Genomic DNA, 21268 nt, shown 5'->3' with positions numbered 1-21268 from the left:
TCTTTGTATTACAATAGAAACTATTTTTTACCTATAAATTTTACGTCTATACTAAACATATACCCATGAATACCAATGTAATTAAAATACATAAAAACGAGTGCATTAATTGCCAGGTTAAATCTAACCTGTCGTTTAGGCCATTGGTAACTTATTTGAAGAACAGGCTTAAGACAGAAAAGACCGTTAAATCGGAATTTTACAGGTTTTTACTCGAAAAAATTGAGAAGGAAGATGCTTTATTAGGCAATATTAGCGCTCAGGAATTATCTAAATATAAAGAAACCCTAGAGTTGATATTCACCATTTTAACGCCATTAATGGCGAACGAAAATGAGATGTTCTGGGCTTTGAGTACACCCGTTCCGGATGAAATTTTCTTTAGCACAAATGCCTTTTACCAGTTTTTTAAGGATCATGATCCGGCTAAAAAAGTAACTAAAGACACGGAAACTTCGGAGAAAAAACACCTTAAATTTATCTATAATTTAATTTTAAACAGGTTTTACAATTTTACATCTGTTTTAAAAAATGAAATTATTTATGCGCATGTAAGTCCTGAGAGTAAGTTAACTTCTTACTATAATATTCAAAATGATACCCAGTTTATTGATATTCAGCATAAGGGCGATTTGCCGGAACTGAATTTTGAGGAACTTGCGCAACATTTTCAGGAAGGTACTGAGCTGGAATATTTAGTTAAAGCGCTTTCTTTAAAGAACTTTACTTTTGAAGGTTTCAGCGTAATTTCGATTACAGATGTAACACTGCAACATGCCATTGATGGTATTAGAGATGCTTTGGTTGATCATAATTATCAAAGTGATGCGTATAATCATGTTATCCAGGCATTAAAAACGCTTGGTGGTAATGGTGATATAGAATTCGGTTTGATGCCGTTTTTAACTGTAAATAATAAGCTGGTTTTTGATGATAAGGAATTTTCTCAAAGCATGTTGATTAATTCGGCTAAAGAATCGAACATGGAAGAGGAAGTTTTTTATTCTTTGGTTGATAAGTACAAGGAAGACCCGCGTCCGATATTTGTACCATCGATTAAGGAAGATCAAATGAAAAAAGATCCATTCTTACGTGTTTTAAATGAAGCCGGTGTTTGCTCTTATTCGATTTTGCCAATTTACTACAACACCCAATTGGCGGGTGTTTTAGAAGTTTATTCGAGCAAGGAAGTTTTGGTTGATGATAAGTTGCTATCGAGATTACGTCCGGCAATGCCATTAATTGGTCAATTGTTTCAATATAGTATCGAAGAATTTAATGCTAAAATGGATGCCGTTTTGATGGATAAGTTTACCGCTTTGCAACCTTCGGTACAATGGAAATTTAACGAGGCGGTTTGGCATTTCCTTCAACAAACAAAAGAAAATAAGAAACTTAAGCAAATAGATACGGTAACCTTTAAAGGTATGTATCCTTTGTTTGGTGCAGTTGATATCCGGAATTCGACAAATGAGCGTAACCAGGCTTTAAAAGAAGATATGCATGTTCATTTATTGAACATTATTAAAACGCTGAAAAGCTTACGTAAATTCGTTTATTTAGAATTAATAGATAAGTTAATTTTTAATTGTAACGATTGGATAGTTCGAATTAGCAATGTCGCATCGAGCAATGAGGAGATGTTGTTGAATGAATTTTTAGCAGCTGAGGTTTATCCGTTTTTCTCGGTTATAAAATTAAATCATCCGGAAGCTGGTGAAATTGTTGATGATTATTTTGCTGAAATATTGCCAGAAACGGGCTTGGCTTACGAGAACCGCAGAAAGTTAGAAAATTCTATGCAATTGATTAACATGGAAGTTAGTCAGTATTTAGAAACGGCACAACAAAATTTACAAGCCTCATACCCTTGTTATTTTGCTAAATTCCGTACCGATGGTGTAGAATATGATATTTATATTGGTCAGGAAATTGCCCCAAACAAGCCATTCGATTTACTTTATTTAAAGAATATCCGTTTGTGGCAATTGACTTCTATGGTTGAGATTGCCCGTTTATCTAAAGGTTTAATCGGCGAAATGCCTCGTCCTTTAGAAACTACTCAATTATTGTTTATACATTCTAACGCAATTGACATTAGCTTTAGAAATGATGAACGTAGGTTTGATGTAGAAGGCGCTTACAACATCAGATATGAAGTTGTAAAAAAACGTATTGATAAGGTTTTAATTAAAGGTACTTCTGAGCGTTTAACACAACCAAATAAAATTGCAATGGTTTATTTTAATGCCGATGAAGCTAAGGAATACATTGAATACATTAAGTATTTGCAAGACCAAGGTTACTTAAATGATGATTTAGAAAAACTTGATTTGGAAGAATTGCAAGGCGTTAGCGGATTAAAAGCGCTTAGGGTTGGGGTTAAATATCTGAGTAAGGCTAAACGAAAAGAAGCTGAAGATGCTAGAGCGAAAGATTTAAGTTTAAACTTAAACTAATAAAAAAGGGCGAAGATTAATCTTCGCCCTTTGTGTATATATAGAGTTAATTATTTTTATTTGATTACTGCAACTATTTCGGTAATTGCTTTGGTTTCTTCGGTAGAGCTGATGTTTGTTTTCAATGCTGCAAATTTGTCCATCGTTAATTTTTGAGTATCGCCCATTATAACGGTGTGGTTATCGGTTGCTCCACTAAGTTTTAGATCTGCATTATCTTTAATTACAGTATATAAACCTTCGGTGTTCGAGTTAATTTCTGCATGAGCATTACCTTTTAAGAAAACCTGTAAAAATTTAACTTTTACTTTTCCCTCTGTTTTTACAACCGCATTATCAGCAGCTTCAATTCTATAAATATCTGATGCATAAACTGTGATTTTACAAACATCTTTATCTAAAGATGTAATTTTTAGTAAATCTCCTTCCTGAGTAATTTTTGCTTTACCAACATTGTCTTCTGCATAAGCTACAGATTCGTTTTGTCTTTGAATAATTCTAATTTCTACATTTCCTTTAACAGAAATTCTTTTGAAATTGGATGGTGCAGAAACGGTAGCAGTTGGTTTTTTTTCATTAGCCAGTACGCTTGTTGAAAAAACTGAAGTTGTTAACGTGATTGCTGTTAATGAAGTTGCAATTAGAGTTTTGATTGAGGTTTTCATAATGCTGTTATTTTATAAGTGATTATTGTTTAGTGATTTATGTTTTTAATAGGTTTTGTAGATAAGACGCCGACAATTGAAAAACGTTGCAGTACAACTTGCATTTTTATACAAGCACGAGTAACTTATCGACCAACAGGTAAAATATATAGACCAACCAATAACAGATTTTTGAATAATTCTAAATTGATAAAGTTTTACATGCAATTGTTCTTTTTTATTATATTTAAATAAAAATTGTCTCCAAACATTTTATGAAGAAAAAGGTTGTTCTGGTTCAGGATAATAAAGATATTCTGGACATTATGGATCAGGTTTTAGATGAAGAGGGATTTGAAGTTACCGCTTCATTAACAACTGAACCTATTGAAAAAATTGACGAAATCAATCCGGATGTAGTGGTTATCGATGACCACATTAAAGGCACAAAAAAAGGTTCAAAAATAATTAAGGAATTGAAATCCGATCCGGAAACGGAAGATATTTCGGCTGTATTAACCTCAACCTCAGAGAAGTTACCTGAAATTGCAAAGGAAAGCAAAGCTGATGATTATATTCAAAAGCCTTTTGAGATTGATGAAATGGTTAAAGTTATTAGAAAGAACGCCTGATTAAAATTTTGGTTTGTAAGTATCAGTTTGCACTGTTGCTTTTAGTTCGTGCAAAATCGTATATAAGCCAAAATTTGTTCTGTTTACATAGATAAAATGCTTTACTCCTCGAGCCTGCTTAAATTCGGGCATTTTTGAAATCTTTTCGCCGTAGTTGTAAAGCTTTTCAAAAAAATCATTTTGGCTAAAGTCGAAAACGTTATTAATGTATGGCTTTGCAAAAAGCTCAATCATTTCTTTGTATGATTTGTAGTAAAATTCAACTTGAGCTGGTGTATCACTATCATGAATCATATCTAACTTTCTAAAAGCAGCAATCGTTTTCGCCTTATCCTGAATTACATCAGTAGAAATTAAAGAGAAAAATGGTGTATAAAAATCGAGCGGCATTTCTTTAATACAACCGAAATCAATTACACCAAGCTTTTCATCTGGGGTTATTAAAAAATTTCCTGGATGCGGGTCGGCATGTACGGCTTTTAATTCGTGCTGTTGGAAATTATAAAAATCCCATAAAGCCTGGCCGATTTTGTTTTTTAATTCTTGCGATGGATTTGTTTTTAAGAACTCTTTTAAGTGCAAACCATCAATCCAATCCATAGAAATGATGCGCTTGCCAGATAATTCAGGGTAGTAAGTAGGGAAAACTACATTATCCAAATCCTTGCAAGCTTCAGAAAATTCAATTGAACGTTTAACTTCTAGTTCGTAATCCGTTTCTTCCAGTAAACGTTCTTCAACTTCTTTTATGTAGATGTTTAATTCTTTTTCAGACATGCCCAAAAGCCTGAAAGCAAATGGTTTTACCAATTTTAAATCGGATGAAATGCTATCGCCAACACCAGGGTATTGAATTTTAACGGCAAGTTTTTTTCCGTTCAATTTAGCTTGATGAACCTGCCCGATAGATGCAGCATTAGTTGAAACTAAGTTAAAGCTATCGTAAATATTCTCAGGCGTTTTGCCAAAGTTTTTTGTAAAAGTTCTAACAATCAGCGGACCTGAAAGTGGTGGCGCATTGTATTGAGATTGGGTAAATTTATCAACATAAGATTTTGGCAGTATGTTTTTATCCATACTTAACATTTGGGCAATTTTTAAAGCACTTCCTTTAAGCTCGCTTAATGATTTATAAATATCTGTTGCGTTATCTTCATTAAGCTGGTCTCTATCCAATTCAGGATTAAATAACTTTTTTGAATAATGTTTAATGTAATTGCCACCTATTTGAATTCCGGTTTTAACAAACTTTGCTGAGCGTTCTACTTTTGTTACCGGAATGCTTTTTTGTTCTTTCATATATTTAAAATCCCATGCGTTCTTTTAAACCACCATTTCTGGCTAAAAATTTTCCATACTCAAATAAGTTATCAATAGGAGAGTGTTGGAAAAGGTCGAAAGTTACATTAATACCTTTTTCAATAGCTTCATCTGTTTTTTCGAAGCCATCGCTGTCATCATTAATCCAAAAGTTTAAAATAAAAGCAAACTGAACCCAAAGCGCATCTTTATAACGTTTACTGAAAAATTTGCGTTCGGCTAGTTCGCCATTTTCTAAACCCTCATTAATAATATCCTCAGCGAAGTTTTCGAAAATTGGCTTAACACCAGCCAATACTGCAGGCGTAGCAAGTTTTTTGTTGTAATTTTTTAAACTATAAATCACAAAACTGCGTTGATTTTTCAAGTTCTCTACATAGCTGTAAAAAAAGGAAAGCATTTTTTCTCTTGAAGAATATTGAAACCAAACTTCTTGTTCCTTTATTTTGCTGATGGTTTCAAAAGTTAATTCAAACCAAATATTTTTCTCAATACTTTCAAAGGATGCATAAAATTGATAGAAATCGGCTTCGGTAATTTTTAGTTTTTTAGCAAAAGTGTAAACCGATTTGGGTTTTTCGTTATTGCTCAAAACAAAATCAAGATATGCTTTTCTAATTTGCTCTGCAGTTGCCATATGCGTTTTTTTATACAATAATAACGTTAAATCATTAATGATGTTTCGTTTATTCACATAGAAAAATCATGTATTTGCAATAAATGTTTTCAAATATTTTGAAAGTTTATTTTGGCTATTGTAGTTAGTTTTTATTTTGGGTTTTTTGCTGGAAAACATTTATAATTACTAATATTATTAGTATAATTGTGCTGTTATATTTAACGTATGATTATGATTCAGCTAAATGATTTTTTATATGGCAAGATTGAATTGCCTGATGTATTTGAAGATTTATTAAATACTGATGCTGTAAAGCGTTTGGCTGGTATACATCAAAGTGGGGCAATTTATCTGGTTAATCCAGATATTTGCCATACAAGGCTTGAGCATGCGATAGGCGTAATGCTGCTTATCCGTAAATTAGGTGGTTCGGAGTTGGAACAAATTGCCGGATTGTTGCATGATATTTCTCATACCGCTTTTTCTCACGTAGGTGATTATGTATTTAACAATACTAATGAGGATTATCATGAAAAGGTATTTGCCGAAATTTTATATAATTCAGAAATTCCTGATGTTTTATTAAAGTACGGTTATAGTGCAAACGAAATTATTCACGGCAAATTCGACATTTTAGAACAGCCTATTCCATCACTTTGTGCCGATAGATTAGATTATACTTTAAGGGATGCTTTTTATGCGGGGCTAATTAGCAGACAAAGAGCTGTTGAGTTTTTAAAATCAGTTACTTTAAAGGATGGTAAGATTGCATTGCATTCAGAAAATGAGGTTTTATGGATTAATGAGCATTTCAAAAAGCTTAATGATGAATTTTTCAACCTTCCGCTTTATTTATATGCAAACGGTAAAATGGCCGAATTGATTAAAAGTTTTTTAGTCAATGGTATTTTACAGGAGAAAGACTTATTTAAAACCGATACTTTATTACTGAATAAAATCAGAAGCAATTATAAAGGTTATGAAGCCATAAAATCAATCAAACAGCTTAGAGGCTTTTCTGAATTTATGAGACATGGAGCTGTGCCAAAAGTTAAAGCCAGAACACTAAATGCAATGTTAGTCTGATATCGCTTCAGTTCGATTTTCAATTTCAAACATATTTTATTTAATTGTGTTTTTCCTATAAAAGTGTTTATGGAAAATCCCAAAAAGGATTTAAGTAAAAATAAATCGGATAATGAAAAAGGTTTAGATGATTGGAATACTAGGTTAGATCAAAATTTAGAAGAAGAAAGACACAATGATGTGATTGCTGATGAAAATGCAAAGGAATTTTCGGATTAATTTGATCATAATGAAAAAGATGAATAATTTTTTGGTAGTGCATTAATATTAATTTGATTGTATCATTTCTAATATTTGATATGCTTGTTATTTCGTTTAATTAATGATTTATAACACCTTATAAACTGCTTGTAGACAATTTTTACACCAACCCTATACTTTATTATACAAAATTTAAGCTCGTTTGATTAAAAAATGTTAAAATTTTTTCTTGTGTTTTCAATATTGGTATATTGCATTACATAATCAAACCAATGCAAACTATTTCTTAATCAAACAAATAACAATGAAACGGGCATTATTGTTATTTTTTTTAATCATCGCTTTATTTTGCAATGAGGGTTACAGCCAAAATATTTCAAATGAAGGAACTGATTTTTGGACTGTATTTCCAACGCATGTGCCTCGTTCAAATAACGACTTAGCAAGTTTGGTTGTTTTTGTTACGTCAAAATTTGATTCTGAAGTTACGGTTACTTGTGGTGCTTATTCTTCTGGCCTTGTTACAATACCAGCAAATATGGCTGTCGGTATTCCAGTTAATAGAAATGATTCGTATGTTCCATTATCTGATGCAAATAAAGTATTAACTAATCGAGGAATCCACATTGTAGTAACACCTGGCAAGCCAAAAGTTGCTGCATATGGGCATATGTACGCTGGAAATCGTTCGGCTGCTTCTTTAATTCTACCTTATGAAACTTTAGGACAAAATTATTTCTCTGTTAATTACACTCAAAATATATCTCCTGGTAACAATCAAGGTTATAACTACTTAGCGTTAATTGCAGTAGAAGATAATACCGCAATTATAATTCACGAAAAAAATGGAGTTAATAAGCATATTGTATTGCCTAACTCGGGTGATGTTTATGAATATACATCAGGCTTTGAAGACTTAACAGGGATTAATGTAGAAATAGATCCAAGCACATCTTCTTGTAAAAAGTTTGCAGCATTTTCAGGAAGTTCAAATATTGCGATAGGGGATTGTGATAGCCCTGATCCGCTTTATCAGCAGATTTATCCAATTTCAAGCTTAGGGAAGATGTATGGAATAATACCTTTCGCAAACCAATCTTATAATTACAGGGCAATTGCAATAGAAGACAATACTCAAATTTATGAAAACGGTGTACTAATATCGAATTTAAACAAAGGTCAGTTTTATAATTCACCAAGATTATCAAATTCCAATTACATCACTGGAAACAAAAACTTCATGCTAAGTCAATATATGTATTCAATGAGGTGTGCAGGTATTAATGGCGAATCTCGATCAGCTGGAGACCCTGACATGGTTTTATTAAATCCAATTGAGTTTAGTGTAAATAATATCACGGTATTTTCTTCATCAAACAACAGAATTTTGGAAAAATATCTTAATGTATTATTAAAAACGAATAAAACATCAACATTTAAAATTAATGGTGAGGTTCCTTCGGTTCAATGGCAGGTTTTGCCAGGAAATCCAACATATTCATATGCACAAATACCAATTTTAGCTGAGAGTTTAACACTTTCTGCTGACGAAGGTTTTAATGCAACGGCTTATGGTTACGGAAGTACTGAATCTTATGCTTATTCTGCAGGAACAAATCTGGCATCAAACAACTACTTAACTGTTGTTAATAATGTAAGGCAAGAGGAGTATCAGAATGGTTGTGTTAATACCGAGATAAGCTTTAAGATAAATTTGCCATACAAACCAGATAAAATTACCTGGACTTTAGATAATGAATTGCCTTTAGTTACTACAAATGAGCCAGAGGTTAAGGTAATTAATGGACAAACCTTTTATATTTATAGTTATCCTTTTAATAAGAATTATACAACTGCTTCTGAACATAAACTTAATGTGATTGCACATGTTCCTAATAATGCTACCAATTGTCAAAGTGGAGATTTAGAAACAAATTACACATTTTCTATCTATGATTTGCCAACATCTGGCTTTGAAGCTGAAGCATCAGGATGCGCAAAAACGGATGTTTTATTTACTGATAAAAGCATATCTAATTCCAGTGAATTTCAGGTTACAAATTGGCTTTGGGATTTTGGTGATGGAACAAAATCTGAAGAAAAAAATCCAAAACACCAATATACAACCGATGGAACTTACACCGTAACACTATCTGTAAAAGCGGGCTCTGGATGTTATTCTGATGTTGTTAGCAAAAACGTAATCATCTATCCGTTACCGGTTTCCAAGTTTTCGTCAAATGAAAATACGTGCATAAACACAGATTATATTGTAAAAGATGAATCGACAATCAGCTCATCAAAATCAGTAAATAAAATTGTGAAATGGCAATGGGATTTTGGCGACAATACGGTTATAGAGAAGGATGATAATACTCCTGTCGTACATAAATATACATCAGTAGGTACATATAAAATATCTCTAATCAGTACATCATCAAATGGTTGCTTAAGCGAAGCTTTTACAAAAAGTGTTGTGGTTACAAATTTGCCAATTGCCGATTTTAGCATGCCGGATGTTTGTTTAAAAGATGCATATGCCCTTTTTGTAAATAAAACGATAGATGCTGATGGAACAAATGGGGCAATAAAATACGAATGGAATTTTGGCGATGCTTCTGCAACTGCCAGTAATCCAAATACATCAACAGAAAAAGATGGGAAGCATATTTATTCTAACTTTGGTAATTACATGGTTTCTTTAAAAATAATCAATATCAATGTTTGCGTAAGTATCGAATCAAAAAACTTTACTGTAAATGGTGCGGTTGAAAAGGCAGATTTTTCTGTTCAAAATGCCAGCAATCTTTGCAGTAATAATGTGGTTGTTATTAATAATTTATCGAAAGCATTTTTCGGAAAAATAACCAAAATTGAAATCTATAAGGATTTTGATAGAAACCCCGCTGACGTTGTTATCTACGATTATCCAACGAATGAAAATATTGCTTTGGTTTATGCTGCATTTGGTGGTAATGACAATATTGATTTTAAAATAAAATTGAGGGCCTATTCTGGTACAAACTGTTTTGAAGAAGTCGTAAAGCAAATTACTTTGAAGCCATCGCCAATTTTATTGTTTGCCGATATTCCTGCTGTTTGTCAAAATGATGGTTCTGTGGTTGTAAATCAAGCAAAGGAAGATTCTAAAATGGCTGGAAATGGTTCATACTCTGGCGATGGAATTGATGCTCAAGGAAATTTCAATCCTAAAAAAGTTCAGCCGGGTTTACATATCATAACTTACACATTTACAGCTTCAAATGGTTGTGTTGGTAGCATTCAGAAAAATATCAATGTTTATCAATCACCAACTGCAAATATTAGCGAATCAATATTATACATATTGGCAGGTGGGCAAATTACAATTCCTGCCACAGCAGAGGGTAAAAGTTTAACTTATAAGTGGAGTCCATCGATAGGTTTAGTAAAAGATGATGTATTAAACCCGATAGCTTCTCCTGATAAAGATACCGAATATCAATTATTGGCAACCACAAGTGAGGGCTGCAAAGTTATTACTTCGGTAATGATTAAGGTGCTTCAAACACTTTCTCCACCTAATTCTTTTACACCTAACGGCGATGGGATTAACGATGTTTGGGATGTGAAATATTTAGATACATATCCTAACGCGACAATTGAAGTTTTTAATCGACACGGCGATAAGGTATTTGTTAGTAATGGTTATAAAATTTCTTTTGATGGAAATTATCAAAATGAGCCTTTGCCTGTCGGAGTTTATTATTATCTTATCAACCCAAGAAACGGCAGAAAAACAATCACTGGAGCGCTCACTATAATCAGATAAAAATTGAAAAAATATATACTATTATTTGCCTTTTTTTTAAGTCTTAAGGGGTTTTCCCAACAGAAACCTCAGTATACACAATATATTTTTAATCAATATCTTTTAAACCCTGCCTTATCTGGAATTGAAAATTATGTTGATTTTAAAGCTGGATTTAGGAAGCAATGGGCCGGAATAAATGATGCACCTCAAACTTCTTTTGTTTCTGCACACTGGGCATTGGGTGATAATCAGCTATGGAGTAATGCACTAACTTCATTTCCTGAGCAAACCGGTAACCCTATGGATAGGAATTATATGCAGAACTACACCTCATCACCTGCACATCATGGTATGGGGGTTACTGTGGTTCAAGATAAGGCTGGCCCGCTTTCTAGGCTAGATGCTAACGTAACTTATGCTTACCATTTGCAATTAAATAACTATTTTAATCTTTCTTTAGGCGCAGCTGCAGGCGTATCAAATGTTAGACTTGATGTAAATTCGTTAACTTTTCCAGATACTCAGAGCGACCCGGCATTATCAAATACAATTGTTAGTCAATTAAGGCCAGATTTAAGTGTTGGTTTGTGGTTGTATGGTGCGAGGCTTTTCGCGGGAATTTCTGCTCAGCAAGTTTTATCCCAAAGGTTAAGTTTTACAAATTCTGATAATTATAATACTGGTAAAGAAGTACCACACTTTTTTGCAACGGCTGGTTACAAGTTTTTCATGGACGACCAAATTGCGGCAATTCCATCTATAATGGTAAAATATGTGCAGCCGGCACCTGTTTCAGTCGATTTAAACATGAAAATTGCTTTTAAAGATAAAGTTTGGTTGGGCGGTAGCTATCGTAAAAATGACTCATTTGCCGCAATGGCAGGATTTAACATTGGCAAAATGGTAAACCTTACTTATTCTTATGATTTTACAACCTCAGATTTGAATACGGTTAGTAACGGAAGCCACGAAATTGTACTTGGCCTAATGCTAAACAACATTTACAAAGTACCATCGTATATTAAAATGTGGTAGTTGGTTTTTTAGTTGGTTAGATGGTTAGTTATTTAGCCAGGTTAGGTGCTTTAGCATAAACCAAAAAACAAACCAACCAAAAAACTATTACAGTTCTTTTCTAAGCCTTGCTACCGGGATATTCATTTGTTCACGATATTTTGCTACGGTTCTGCGTGCAATATTGTAACCGCGTTCCTTTAAAATATCGGTAAGTTTCTCATCCGCTAAAGGTTTGCGTTTGTCTTCATTGCTGATGCAATCTTCAAGAATTTTTTTAACCTCTTTGTTTGAAACTTCTTCGCCATTTTCGGTTTGAATCGCCTCTGAAAAGAAAGATTTTAATAGAAAAGTACCAAATTCTGTTTGAACATATTTGGAATTTGCTACCCTCGAAACGGTTGAAATATCCATGTCGATTTTATCGGCAATATCCTTCAAAATCATTGGACGCATTTTACGTTCATCAGCCGTTAAAAAATATTCATACTGATAATGCATAATTGCATTCATGGTTTTTAACAAAGTTTGCTGTCTTTGTTTTATGGCATCGATAAACCATTTTGCCGAATCTAACTTTTGTTTAACAAACTGAACGGCTTCCTTTAGTTTTTTATCTTTTGCAGATGCTTTATCGTAATGCTCAAACATTTCCTGGTAAGAGCGACTCACTTTTAACTCAGGCGCATTTTTCGAGTTTAAGGTCAAAATTAAAACGCCATCATTATTGCTGATGTGGAAATCAGGAATAATCTGCATTTGTTTTGTGGTCACCTGATTTGCATCACCCGGCTTTGGATTTAAACGAAGAATCTCGTTTACAACTTCTTTCAGTTCTTCACTGTCTAGATTTAAGCTTTTTTCAAGTTTATCGTAATGTTTACGTGTAAATTCATCTAAATAATTTTCAACCACATTCATTGCCTTAACAATAATTGGGTTAGTTGTATCTTTTCTTTTCAGCTGAATTAATAAACACTCTTTTAAATCTCTGGCGCCAATGCCCGGAGGGTCGAAACTTTGGATTAGGCGAAGCATTTCCAAAACATCTTCTTCCTCAACCATTACGTTTTGAGAAAATGCCAAATCATCAATCATAGAACTTAGCGGACGACGTAAATAGCCATCATCATCTAAACTTCCGATAATTTGTTTACCAACTATAAAATCCTGGTCGGATAGGGGAATTAAATCTAATTGTTCTTGTAAACTTTCGAAAAATGTACTTTCAATAGCAATTGGCGTCTCTTTCTTTTCTTCATCATCATCGCCATTGTTATAATTTGTACTGTAATCGTTGGCAGAATCGTCTTGCAGATAATCATCAACATTAAATTCATCCATGCTGTTGTCTTCAGATGAATTATCGTAATCGTCATTGCTATCGTTTAAGTCGTCATATTCGCCTTTCGGTTCATCGGCAGTCATTAAACTTGGGTCTTCCAAAGCTGGATTTTCTTCCAGTTCTTCTTTTACCCTGGTATCTAAAGCAACAGTTGGCACCTGTAGCAGCTTAATAAACTGAATTTGCTGAGGTGATAACTTTTGTAGTAATTTTTGTTGTAGATGTTGCTTTAGCATGTTATTCTTTAGTATTCGGCAAAAATAAGGAATTGTTGGCAGATAATCTTTAGGATGTATTTAATTACTTAACGATTTTTTAATTTAATGACTGCTTTAAGATGGTGCAATCACTTTTAAGTTTATAATATAATTGTTACTTTCGTTTAAAAAACAAACTAAAACTAAAATTATGGGAATTGTTAAAGAATTCAAGGATTTTGCAGTTAAGGGAAATGTTCTTGATTTAGCTGTCGGTGTGATTATCGGAGCAGCATTTGGGAAAATCGTAAGCTCACTTGTTGAAGATATTATTACACCAGCTGTTTTAGGTCCAGCTTTAAAAGCAGCCGGATTAGAAGATTTAAGTAAACTAGTAATTCCTGGTACTGCTATTAAGTATGGTAATTTCTTATCGCAAGTTATTGCATTTATAATTGTAGCTTTTGTTTTATTCTTAATTATTAAAGCAGCCAATAACCTTAAAAAGAAAGAAGTTGCTGCTCCAGCTGCTCCGCCGGCACCAACAAAAGAAGAAATTCTTTTAACTGAAATCAGAGACGTTTTAAAAGCAAAAGCATAAAATAGAAAAGGTTCGCAAATTATTGCGAACCTTTTTGCTTTAATAGCTTCTTTTAACCTTTGGATTAGTGATGATTATATAATCACCTAAATTTTTATGCTTGTCCCAATTCGGGTTATCAAAACTTTCATCAGAGAAAGCCGAGATGTTAAGTATTTGAAGTTTTGGCGTATAAGCTTGTAGTTTTGCCAATGTTCCGAGTTTTTCATCACTGTGAAAACGACCATTCAGCTGCAGTACTTTAAAACCTTTGTGTGTTTTTAAATATTTGGAGATAGACCATGCCATAGTTGCATCCCAAAGGTTTTGAGTTTGATAGATCTTCATTGGCCCCATGCTGTGTCCGCCAAGTGTTTCGGTAAACTTATCATTATATCTGCCAGTCGCGGTATCAATGGGCAATGGTGGTAGAAAATCAATGGATGTTTTTGGGAAATTTTTCAGAACATCAAGACCGCCTTTTGTAACGGCATTACTGTATCTTGTTGCTGCATTTCCGGCTACAACATCAATTTTGTTAATTTTGGCATATTCTATTAAAGGTTTGTAGTCCTTATAATTATTCCAGGCTCTTCCTTCTTTGATGAAGTTTTTTTCGGTAATTAAATCAGCAAGGTATTCATTAACGATAGGTTGTACATCAGTATGGAACATTTCTAAACTTAAAGCTGACTTTTTAGGGTACTTTTCGCTTAACTTTTTAAAGATTGTAGCTTCTAAGTAATGCCCGATAGAATCATTATGTTCTTCCCCAAAAAATAAAACATCGGCTTTATCCATATCGCTGATAATATCATCAACAGAAATTATCTTTTGCTTTTTAACATCGTAGATTTTATAATTTGATTCAATTTGCTGGCTGTAGCATGCAAATGAGCACAGTATTGAGAAAGTAATCAGTTGAAATTTCATGCCGTCAAAATACTAAAATATTTTTCACCGATAAAATCAGGTTATTTACCGCCATTTCTTAGTTTTTTACGGCAATGGGTTAGCGGAGTTAATAACTTCTAAATACATTTGGTTATTAATAATTACACAAATGGAAAATTCAAATAACATAAATAATAATTATTCGGGCAGAATGCTAAGCGGCTTAATCATCATTTTGGTTGGTTTAGGCTTTTTAGTTAGAACAATGGATTTGGATATCCCAAGATGGATATTTAGCGGCTCGAACCTTTTAATTCTTTTAGGCGTATTTATCGGCCTTCGAAATAATTTTAAGGGAATAGGCTGGTTAGTGCTAGTTTTGATTGGCGCTTATAGCACTATTGATAATATGCATCTTGGTTTTGATGCTTCTAAATATGCTTTGGGGGTTGGTTTGGTTATCGTTGGTTCCTATCTAATCTTTAAGCCTAAAAATGGCAAAACAACATTTGGTTTCGGAAATCGTCAAATTGAAAGTTTAGAACCAAGAGATAAATCTTACGACAAAAAAATGGATAACGATTTTATTGAGGCCACTGCGGTATTTGGAGGAAGTCATCAAACCGTATTTTCGAAAAACTTTAAAGGTGGAGATGTTAGCGCAGTTTTTGGCGGGGCAGATATAAACCTTACCCAAGCCGATTTTAATGAAACTGTAAAACTAGATGTAACAGCAGTTTTTGGTGGGATTAAGCTTATCGTGCCTCAAAACTGGGCAGTTCGTTCAAACGTAACTGCACTTTTTGGTAGCGTAGAAGATAAAAGAGGAAGTTTAATGCCCAATTCGGAAATACAGAAAACTTTAATATTAGACGGAACGGCAATGTTTGGAGGGATTGAAATTAAGAGTTTTTAAACTTTGCAAATGTGTGGCGAAAGATACATTCGCCATGCATTTATAAAAAAAAACATTACATCTAACTAAAATAAACCTAAACCATTTTGACAACTAGACCGCTTTCAGTTCCACAAATACAGAAAATAGCCTTGGGTATTGCACTTTGCTGGACTATTTTGTGTGCCATTGGGATACATTACGTTGTAAACTTTTCATGGATAATTGCAATAACCGATAGTGTTATCAATAATTTTTTGCTTGCTATTGCCTGCATCAGCATCAGTAATATGTTAGGTTATTATCAGCCAAAAAATGAAAGGATAATGTACGTGCTTATTATAACACTTGCCCTAACTTTCGTAATTATTTACCTGGCAAAATATTCACTCTTTTATATTTATACCGACTTTAAGGATTACAAAGATTTCTATAATTTTTCTTTTGCTTTTAGAGGTTTGATTTCCTTTATGTGTTTAGGTTGGTGCGCATTGGCTAACATTTTATGGTACAGGTTGGAAGAGCAATCTGAAACACAATCCCGATTATTGGCTGCTCAAAATTTAGCAAAGGAGGCGGAACTGAATAAGTTAAGGCATCAATTACAGCCGCACTTTTTATTTAATAGTTTAAACTCTGTTTTTGCCTTAACGATGGTTAACCCAAAAGAGGCAGGTGTTATGATTACCAAACTCGCATCTTTCTTGCGTGGCACACTCAAACGAGATGATGAGTTATGGGTTTCTGTAGAAGAAGAAATGGAGTATATTCAGCTTTATCTTGATATTGAAAAAGTGAGATTTAGCCATCGTTTAAATATTGAAGTTAATGTTGATGAAAATACGCATAGGCTATGTTTGCCTGGAACATTGCTGCAGCCAATTGTAGAAAACGCGATTAAATTCGGTCTTTATAATACCTCAACTGCCATAACTATTAAGGTTGATGTTACTGTTAGCGATAATATTTTACAACTTCGTGTACAAAATCCATTTGACCCTGAAATGAAGGCAACAGGCGGAACCGGATTTGGTTTAACTGCAATCAAGCGAAGATTATACTTACTGTTTGCAAATCCTGAACTTTTAAGAACCGAAATTGAGGCAAATAATTTATATATTACCACCTTAAAAATTCCTCAAAAAAATGATCAGGACCATATTAATTGATGATGAGCCTTTAGCCAGAGATATTGTAAAATTCTACCTTTCGGAACATAAAGAAATTGAGATAGTTGCAGAATGCTGCGATGGTTTTGAAGGCTTGAAGGCAATTACACAGCATAAACCCGATTTGATTTTCTTAGACATTCAAATGCCGAAAATTAGCGGTTTTGAAATGTTAGAACTTGTGGAGGATAAACCAGCAGTAATTTTTACAACTGCTTTTGATGAATATGCGATTAAGGCTTTTGAGGTTAATGCTGTAGATTATTTACTAAAACCGATTGATAAAGCAAGGTTTGATGCGGCGATTAAAAAACTGCCATCAAGATTAAGTCAACCAGGAAATACTGAGGCTGTTTTGGATGCTGCAGCACTTAGTCCGAACCAAAATAATAGGGTAGTAGTTAAGAAGGATGGAGTAATTAAAATTATTCCGGTTGCTGAAATTAATTACCTCGAAGCTGATGATGATTATGTTAAACTAAGTACATCTGAAGGTTCGTTTTACAAGAACAAAACGATGGCATATTTTGAAAAAACACTCGATGCCGAAGTATTTATCCGTATCCACCGTTCGTACATTATAAATTTAGCTCAGGTTACTAAAATAGAATTAAAAGAAAAAGATAGCTATGTGGTTTTGCTTAAATCGGATATCTGGTTGCCGGTAAGCAAAACCGGTTACGTAAAACTGAAAGCCGCTTTGGGTTTGTAATAGCATGGATTTTCTGATTTTTAAAAAGTTTAAGGCCGAAGAACTAATTTTTCTGTCAATTGTTTTTTCTACCCTTTTTGTTAAAAATGAATCTTATGTACCAATACTAATATCATCTTGGCTCATGGCGATTTATTATTTAATATTTGGATGGTATATGATTCCTGTTGGACAGGAGAGATATTTGTTTTTCTCTATTTTTTCTGGAATCATTTATTCTGTTTGCTTTATAAGTATTGGTATATGCGCAACTAAAAATTGGGATGGTCATCTATTTTATTCTTTACAGCTAATAGTTCTTACTCCGATGTCACTATTCCTTTATTTTAAATCTAACTGGTATACCTACAAAGTATTACACTATTTGAGGATTTTATTCATTATTTTGATTAATACTTTTTGTCTGGCTATTTAAGATTAAAAGCCGCTTTGGGTTTGTAGGCATTATACAACTTTAAATAGGAGCAGAGACCATTTTAATTTAAACCCGACTCTAGCGAGAAAGCCCCGATTTTCTCGGGCTTGAAGCGTAGGCGGGACTAAATTTTAAAAAGAATTACTACATTTGCTTTTCAAATAGAAAAATAATAATTAAACAGACTTGCAATTGTAGAGAAATCGCTTTATATTTGCACCTCTTAATTTTTAAAATTACAACAGATAAAATACAGTCATGAAAAGAACATTCCAACCTTCGCAAAGAAAGAGAAGAAACAAACACGGCTTCCGCGAAAGAATGGCTACAGCTAACGGCAGACGAGTATTAGCATCACGTCGTGCTAAAGGAAGAAAAAGATTAACAGTTTCAGACGAGCGTAAGCATAAAGCATAATTTTTGATTGCTTTTCTGTAATGCAGAGGAGGCAGATCAAATCTGCAAATTCAATCAAAAAAATATGTACACATTCAGAAAAGAAGAACGGTTATGCAGCAGGAAACATTTAGAACTGCTGTTTAAAAACGGTTCTTCTTTTTTATTATACCCATTTCGGGTTTCTTATATCTTTATTGAGGATAAAATTGATGTTCCCGTTCAGGTGGTTATCAATGTTCCGAAAAAGAGATATAAAAGGGCAGTAGACCGCAATCTTCTAAAACGCCGCATTCGCGAAGCTTATCGATTAAATAAATTAGAAAAGTTTTATGTTCTTTTACCAGAGGATAAAGGTTTGCTATTATTTTCTATTCAATTTGTTGGTAAGGATAAGTATGAATTTGCTTTTATTGAGAAAAAATTAATTTCGACATTTAAGCGGTTTCAAAATTTAATTAATCCGGATGAAGCTGGTAAATAAAATATTTGGCTGGTTTTTTTTAGGTTTGATAAGGGTTTATCAATATGCGATTTCGCCCATGCTTGGTGCAAATTGTAGGTTTACACCAACTTGCTCTCAATATGGAATAGAAGCCATAAAAAAACATGGGCCTTTTAAAGGTGGCTGGCTTGCTTTAAAACGTATCGGTCGATGCCATCCCTGGGGTGCTCATGGTCATGATCCGGTTCCTTAAGACATTTAACAATCTATTTGTTGTTGTATTAACCATTTTTCATCTCACATTTTCCATTTCTTTAATACCTTTGCGCAATGGCTACAATACTTCAAATCGAAACGGCTACCTCAGTTTGCTCTGTTGCATTATCAGTTAATGGTATAACCACTTTTACAAAAGAAGAAATTGGTCAAAACTTACATGCAAGTAAATTGACGTTGTTTATTGAGGAGGTTATCAAATTAGCAGGATTAAGTTATAAGGATTTAGATGCCATCGCGATTAGTAAAGGGCCAGGTTCTTATACAGGTTTAAGAATCGGGGTTTCTACTGCTAAAGGCTTGTGCTATGCTTTAGGAAAGCCACTTATAGCTGTTGAAACGCTCAAAATGATGGCTGCCGGTTTTATAGCTCAAAACCCTGAATATGTTGGTCTAATTTGTCCAATGATTGATGCCAGAAGGATGGAAGTTTACACCTCTGTTTTCGATACTAACTTAAATGTGCTTGAGGAAACTTGGGCTAAAATTATTGATGAAAATAGTTTTGGTGACTTTTTAGCAAACCAAACCCTAACATTTATTGGCGATGGTTCTGCTAAATGTGCTGAAGTTTTAAATCAACAAACTGCAAAATTTAATAACAATAATTTTAACTCATCCGCGAATATTTCGGAATTGGCTCACAATAGTTTCCAAGCTGGCAATTTTGAAGATGTTGCTTACTTTGAGCCATTTTATCTTAAAGATTTTGTTTTAACTCAACCCAAGAAAAAAGTTTAAATCAATTATTTCTTCTTGAAAATAGAAAACAGATTTCTGAAGAAACTACCGTCTTCATCATCATTTATTCCGGGCATAACATCGCTAAATTGCGGGTGATTAACTACGTTGCCAAATTTTATGCCTAATCCCATATAGAACGACGCACCGTTTGAGCCGCTTCCAATTGTTCCATCGCGTTTAATTAAACCCGAAGCCGTACTTGCCGTTGATAATAAGTTATCAGTACCCATAAAGAATTCAAAGTTTGGGGTTTGATATTTGCCTTGAATCCCCATCATGAAAACATTATTCAAATTATATAGCGGAATAACACTTCCTGATAAGTTATTATAATTAAAGGTGTTTATGAAAGCGATATCGCCACCACGATAAAAAAGGTTTTTAGAAACCGCGATTCCGGGTTTGTAGAAACCATAAGATTTAGTAAGATAAACATCGGCTTTGGCGTTTGTTAATGCTGCAAATTTATCCGGTTGTTCGTTAAGCTGGAAAATATCTCTAATCTCTTCATTTGTATTACTTTGACCTTCTTCTATATTAATATCTTTTCTTGTACTTACAGTTGTTTTATGGGTATTATGTCGCCACCAAATAAAACCTAAATCTTTAATGTTAGCCATCAAAAATAAGCCTTTTTTTGTTGTGTAATTTGTACTAAAACCTACTGAAACACCAGGATTTTTAAAGGTTGGAATAAAAGTGTTTTTATTGATTTTATGCTCGTCATTAAAATTAGCAGAATATGTTCCTCCAAGACCAAGTACTAAATTTTCTGTTTCTGGATTAATAAGCAGTGAGGATTGAAAGATATCTAGATCATTATAGATAATACCGCTTAATAAACTGGCTTTAACACCAAAGGCTAATCTTTTGTTGTAGTTTTCGCGATAGGTGAAACTGAACTGGTGGTACGATTGCTGATAACCGTTTGTGTTAAAAATATCGTTTAGCAATTGTAGCTGAGGGAATCTTCGGTATGAATCGAAAATTGCCAAAGTTTCATTGGTGTAATTTATTTGGGCATCATTACGGATTTGCCATGCAAAACCCATTTCCTTCTGGTATTTGTATGATTGAAATATACGAAGCGTAAGCACATACATATTCGCATTGGTGTAGAAACGATTAATTTCACCCGTTCCAAGTGGTAAGGATCTTGTATCGTTTATACCTTCATTAATTAATCTTCTAACAACTGTTTCTGAACTTCCAGTATTTGCACCATTAATACCAAAATAAGGCAAGAAAAAGTTTGATGAGAATCTTCTGGATGAATCTAAAACAAAAGATTTTTGAGATGGATTTTCAAAGGCATCGAACATAGTTTTAGTTCCAAATAATCCATATTGCTGACCAAACCCCATTTGATAAAATGAGATAAATATTAGGGCAAGTAAAAGTTTCTTCATGTAAATATTTCTTATCTGTGCAA

At 33.5% G+C, this 21268-nt stretch carries 20 protein-coding genes; 14 read left to right on the top strand and 6 right to left on the bottom strand.

Translation table 11 applies throughout. The annotated features are described in order from the left end of the window. Positions 1-65 precede the first annotated feature (65 nt). The gene (locus R2Q16_RS13340) at positions 66-2459 is read left to right on the top strand and encodes a GAF domain-containing protein (RefSeq protein ID WP_316737658.1); all 2394 of its coding nucleotides are present in this window, start codon (positions 66-68) and stop codon (positions 2457-2459) included. 56 nt (positions 2460-2515) lie between these two features. Here the strand turns inward: R2Q16_RS13340 and R2Q16_RS13335 are convergent, their stop codons facing one another. Then, positions 2516-3124: a GIN domain-containing protein gene (locus R2Q16_RS13335; RefSeq protein ID WP_316737656.1), complete on the bottom strand. Its 609-nt coding sequence runs from the start codon at positions 3122-3124 to the stop codon at positions 2516-2518. Between the two features lie 254 nt (positions 3125-3378). On the opposite strand from R2Q16_RS13335, the gene R2Q16_RS13330 reads away from it, so the two are divergent. Then, positions 3379-3735 carry a two-component system response regulator gene (locus R2Q16_RS13330; protein ID WP_316737655.1) on the top strand — a complete coding sequence of 119 codons (357 nt, stop codon included), beginning with the start codon at positions 3379-3381 and terminating at the stop codon, positions 3733-3735. Here R2Q16_RS13330 and R2Q16_RS13325 read toward each other — a convergent pair whose 3' ends face one another. Both R2Q16_RS13325 and R2Q16_RS13320 read right to left on the bottom strand, forming a co-directional pair. Further along, positions 3736-5034, bottom strand: coding sequence for an AarF/ABC1/UbiB kinase family protein (locus R2Q16_RS13325; protein WP_316737654.1), 1299 nt, complete (start codon positions 5032-5034; stop codon positions 3736-3738). A gap of 4 nt (positions 5035-5038) precedes the next feature. Next, on the bottom strand, positions 5039-5692 hold the full coding sequence (locus R2Q16_RS13320; protein WP_316737653.1) for a TetR/AcrR family transcriptional regulator: 654 nt from the start codon (positions 5690-5692) through the stop codon (positions 5039-5041). A 213-nt stretch (positions 5693-5905) separates the two neighbouring features. On the opposite strand from R2Q16_RS13320, the gene R2Q16_RS13315 reads away from it, so the two are divergent. The 4 genes from R2Q16_RS13315 (at position 5906) to R2Q16_RS13300 (ending at position 11789) form a co-directional block, all read left to right on the top strand. Then, a complete protein-coding gene (locus tag R2Q16_RS13315) occupies positions 5906-6760 on the top strand; it encodes an HD domain-containing protein (RefSeq protein ID WP_316737652.1) in 855 nt (284 codons plus the stop codon). 69 nt (positions 6761-6829) lie between these two features. Continuing rightward, complete coding sequence (locus R2Q16_RS13310; protein ID WP_316737651.1) at positions 6830-6979, top strand: hypothetical protein; 150 nt, start codon at positions 6830-6832, stop codon at positions 6977-6979. Positions 6980-7265: 286 nt separating this feature from the next. Beyond that, positions 7266-10772 carry a PKD domain-containing protein gene (locus R2Q16_RS13305; protein WP_316737650.1) on the top strand — a complete coding sequence of 1169 codons (3507 nt, stop codon included), beginning with the start codon at positions 7266-7268 and terminating at the stop codon, positions 10770-10772. A gap of 3 nt (positions 10773-10775) precedes the next feature. Then, positions 10776-11789 carry a type IX secretion system membrane protein PorP/SprF gene (locus R2Q16_RS13300; RefSeq protein ID WP_316737649.1) on the top strand — a complete coding sequence of 338 codons (1014 nt, stop codon included), beginning with the start codon at positions 10776-10778 and terminating at the stop codon, positions 11787-11789. Positions 11790-11876: 87 nt separating this feature from the next. Here R2Q16_RS13300 and rpoN read toward each other — a convergent pair whose 3' ends face one another. Then, positions 11877-13349 (bottom strand): RNA polymerase factor sigma-54, encoded by a 1473-nt coding sequence (gene rpoN / locus R2Q16_RS13295; protein ID WP_316737648.1) that lies wholly within the window; start codon positions 13347-13349, stop codon positions 11877-11879. Between the two features lie 172 nt (positions 13350-13521). Between rpoN and mscL the strand changes: the two genes are divergently transcribed. Further along, positions 13522-13911 carry a large-conductance mechanosensitive channel protein MscL gene (gene mscL, locus R2Q16_RS13290; RefSeq protein WP_316737647.1) on the top strand — a complete coding sequence of 130 codons (390 nt, stop codon included), beginning with the start codon at positions 13522-13524 and terminating at the stop codon, positions 13909-13911. A gap of 39 nt (positions 13912-13950) precedes the next feature. Here mscL and R2Q16_RS13285 read toward each other — a convergent pair whose 3' ends face one another. Continuing rightward, positions 13951-14823, bottom strand: coding sequence for a ChaN family lipoprotein (locus R2Q16_RS13285; RefSeq protein WP_316737646.1), 873 nt, complete (start codon positions 14821-14823; stop codon positions 13951-13953). Between the two features lie 130 nt (positions 14824-14953). Between R2Q16_RS13285 and R2Q16_RS13280 the strand changes: the two genes are divergently transcribed. From R2Q16_RS13280 to tsaB, 7 genes are all read left to right on the top strand, one after another. Next, entirely contained in the window at positions 14954-15700 is a 747-nt protein-coding gene (locus R2Q16_RS13280; protein WP_316737645.1) for a LiaF transmembrane domain-containing protein, read from the top strand. Between the two features lie 86 nt (positions 15701-15786). Next, positions 15787-16848, top strand: a complete 1062-nt coding sequence (locus R2Q16_RS13275) for a sensor histidine kinase (protein ID WP_316737644.1) — start codon at positions 15787-15789, stop codon at positions 16846-16848. Continuing rightward, positions 16826-17560 carry a LytR/AlgR family response regulator transcription factor gene (locus R2Q16_RS13270; protein WP_316737643.1) on the top strand — a complete coding sequence of 245 codons (735 nt, stop codon included), beginning with the start codon at positions 16826-16828 and terminating at the stop codon, positions 17558-17560. The genes R2Q16_RS13275 and R2Q16_RS13270 overlap by 23 nt, the downstream gene beginning before the upstream one ends. 673 nt (positions 17561-18233) lie before the next feature. Next, complete coding sequence (gene rpmH / locus R2Q16_RS13265; protein WP_090883778.1) at positions 18234-18392, top strand: 50S ribosomal protein L34; 159 nt, start codon at positions 18234-18236, stop codon at positions 18390-18392. A 64-nt stretch (positions 18393-18456) separates the two neighbouring features. Continuing rightward, positions 18457-18855, top strand: coding sequence for a ribonuclease P protein component (locus R2Q16_RS13260; RefSeq protein ID WP_316737641.1), 399 nt, complete (start codon positions 18457-18459; stop codon positions 18853-18855). Next, positions 18839-19069, top strand: a complete 231-nt coding sequence (gene yidD / locus R2Q16_RS13255; RefSeq protein ID WP_316737640.1) for a membrane protein insertion efficiency factor YidD — start codon at positions 18839-18841, stop codon at positions 19067-19069. Before R2Q16_RS13260 ends, yidD begins: the two co-directional genes overlap by 17 nt. Before the next feature lie 77 nt (positions 19070-19146). Beyond that, a complete protein-coding gene (tsaB, locus tag R2Q16_RS13250) occupies positions 19147-19833 on the top strand; it encodes a tRNA (adenosine(37)-N6)-threonylcarbamoyltransferase complex dimerization subunit type 1 TsaB (RefSeq protein ID WP_316737638.1) in 687 nt (228 codons plus the stop codon). 5 nt (positions 19834-19838) lie between these two features. On the opposite strand, the gene R2Q16_RS13245 is transcribed toward tsaB, so the two are convergent. After that, the gene (locus R2Q16_RS13245) at positions 19839-21245 is read right to left on the bottom strand and encodes a DUF5723 family protein (protein WP_316737637.1); all 1407 of its coding nucleotides are present in this window, start codon (positions 21243-21245) and stop codon (positions 19839-19841) included. Positions 21246-21268 lie beyond the last annotated feature (23 nt).

Source organism: Pedobacter aquatilis, assembly GCF_032678425.1.
Classification (GTDB): Bacteria; Bacteroidota; Bacteroidia; order Sphingobacteriales; family Sphingobacteriaceae; genus Pedobacter; species Pedobacter aquatilis_B.
The sequence above is the reverse complement of the archived record's forward strand: the minus strand, read 5'-3'. Positions and strand labels throughout refer to the sequence as shown.

Bases quoted from the DNA above. Each gene is read 5' to 3' on its own strand.
- R2Q16_RS13340 (WP_316737658.1), top strand. From the start codon at position 66: ATGAATACCAATGTAATTAAAATACATAAAAACGAGTGCATTAATTGC.
- R2Q16_RS13335 (WP_316737656.1), bottom strand. From the start codon at position 3,124: ATGAAAACCTCAATCAAAACTCTAATTGCAACTTCATTAACAGCAATC.
- R2Q16_RS13330 (WP_316737655.1), top strand. From the start codon at position 3,379: ATGAAGAAAAAGGTTGTTCTGGTTCAGGATAATAAAGATATTCTGGAC.
- R2Q16_RS13325 (WP_316737654.1), bottom strand. From the start codon at position 5,034: ATGAAAGAACAAAAAAGCATTCCGGTAACAAAAGTAGAACGCTCAGCA.
- R2Q16_RS13320 (WP_316737653.1), bottom strand. From the start codon at position 5,692: ATGGCAACTGCAGAGCAAATTAGAAAAGCATATCTTGATTTTGTTTTG.
- R2Q16_RS13315 (WP_316737652.1), top strand. From the start codon at position 5,906: ATGATTCAGCTAAATGATTTTTTATATGGCAAGATTGAATTGCCTGAT.
- R2Q16_RS13310 (WP_316737651.1), top strand. From the start codon at position 6,830: ATGGAAAATCCCAAAAAGGATTTAAGTAAAAATAAATCGGATAATGAA.
- R2Q16_RS13305 (WP_316737650.1), top strand. From the start codon at position 7,266: ATGAAACGGGCATTATTGTTATTTTTTTTAATCATCGCTTTATTTTGC.
- rpoN (WP_316737648.1), bottom strand. From the start codon at position 13,349: ATGCTAAAGCAACATCTACAACAAAAATTACTACAAAAGTTATCACCT.
- mscL (WP_316737647.1), top strand. From the start codon at position 13,522: ATGGGAATTGTTAAAGAATTCAAGGATTTTGCAGTTAAGGGAAATGTT.
- R2Q16_RS13285 (WP_316737646.1), bottom strand. From the start codon at position 14,823: ATGAAATTTCAACTGATTACTTTCTCAATACTGTGCTCATTTGCATGC.
- R2Q16_RS13280 (WP_316737645.1), top strand. From the start codon at position 14,954: ATGGAAAATTCAAATAACATAAATAATAATTATTCGGGCAGAATGCTA.
- R2Q16_RS13270 (WP_316737643.1), top strand. From the start codon at position 16,826: ATGATCAGGACCATATTAATTGATGATGAGCCTTTAGCCAGAGATATT.
- rpmH (WP_090883778.1), top strand. From the start codon at position 18,234: ATGAAAAGAACATTCCAACCTTCGCAAAGAAAGAGAAGAAACAAACAC.
- R2Q16_RS13260 (WP_316737641.1), top strand. From the start codon at position 18,457: ATGTACACATTCAGAAAAGAAGAACGGTTATGCAGCAGGAAACATTTA.
- yidD (WP_316737640.1), top strand. From the start codon at position 18,839: ATGAAGCTGGTAAATAAAATATTTGGCTGGTTTTTTTTAGGTTTGATA.
- tsaB (WP_316737638.1), top strand. From the start codon at position 19,147: ATGGCTACAATACTTCAAATCGAAACGGCTACCTCAGTTTGCTCTGTT.
- R2Q16_RS13245 (WP_316737637.1), bottom strand. From the start codon at position 21,245: ATGAAGAAACTTTTACTTGCCCTAATATTTATCTCATTTTATCAAATG.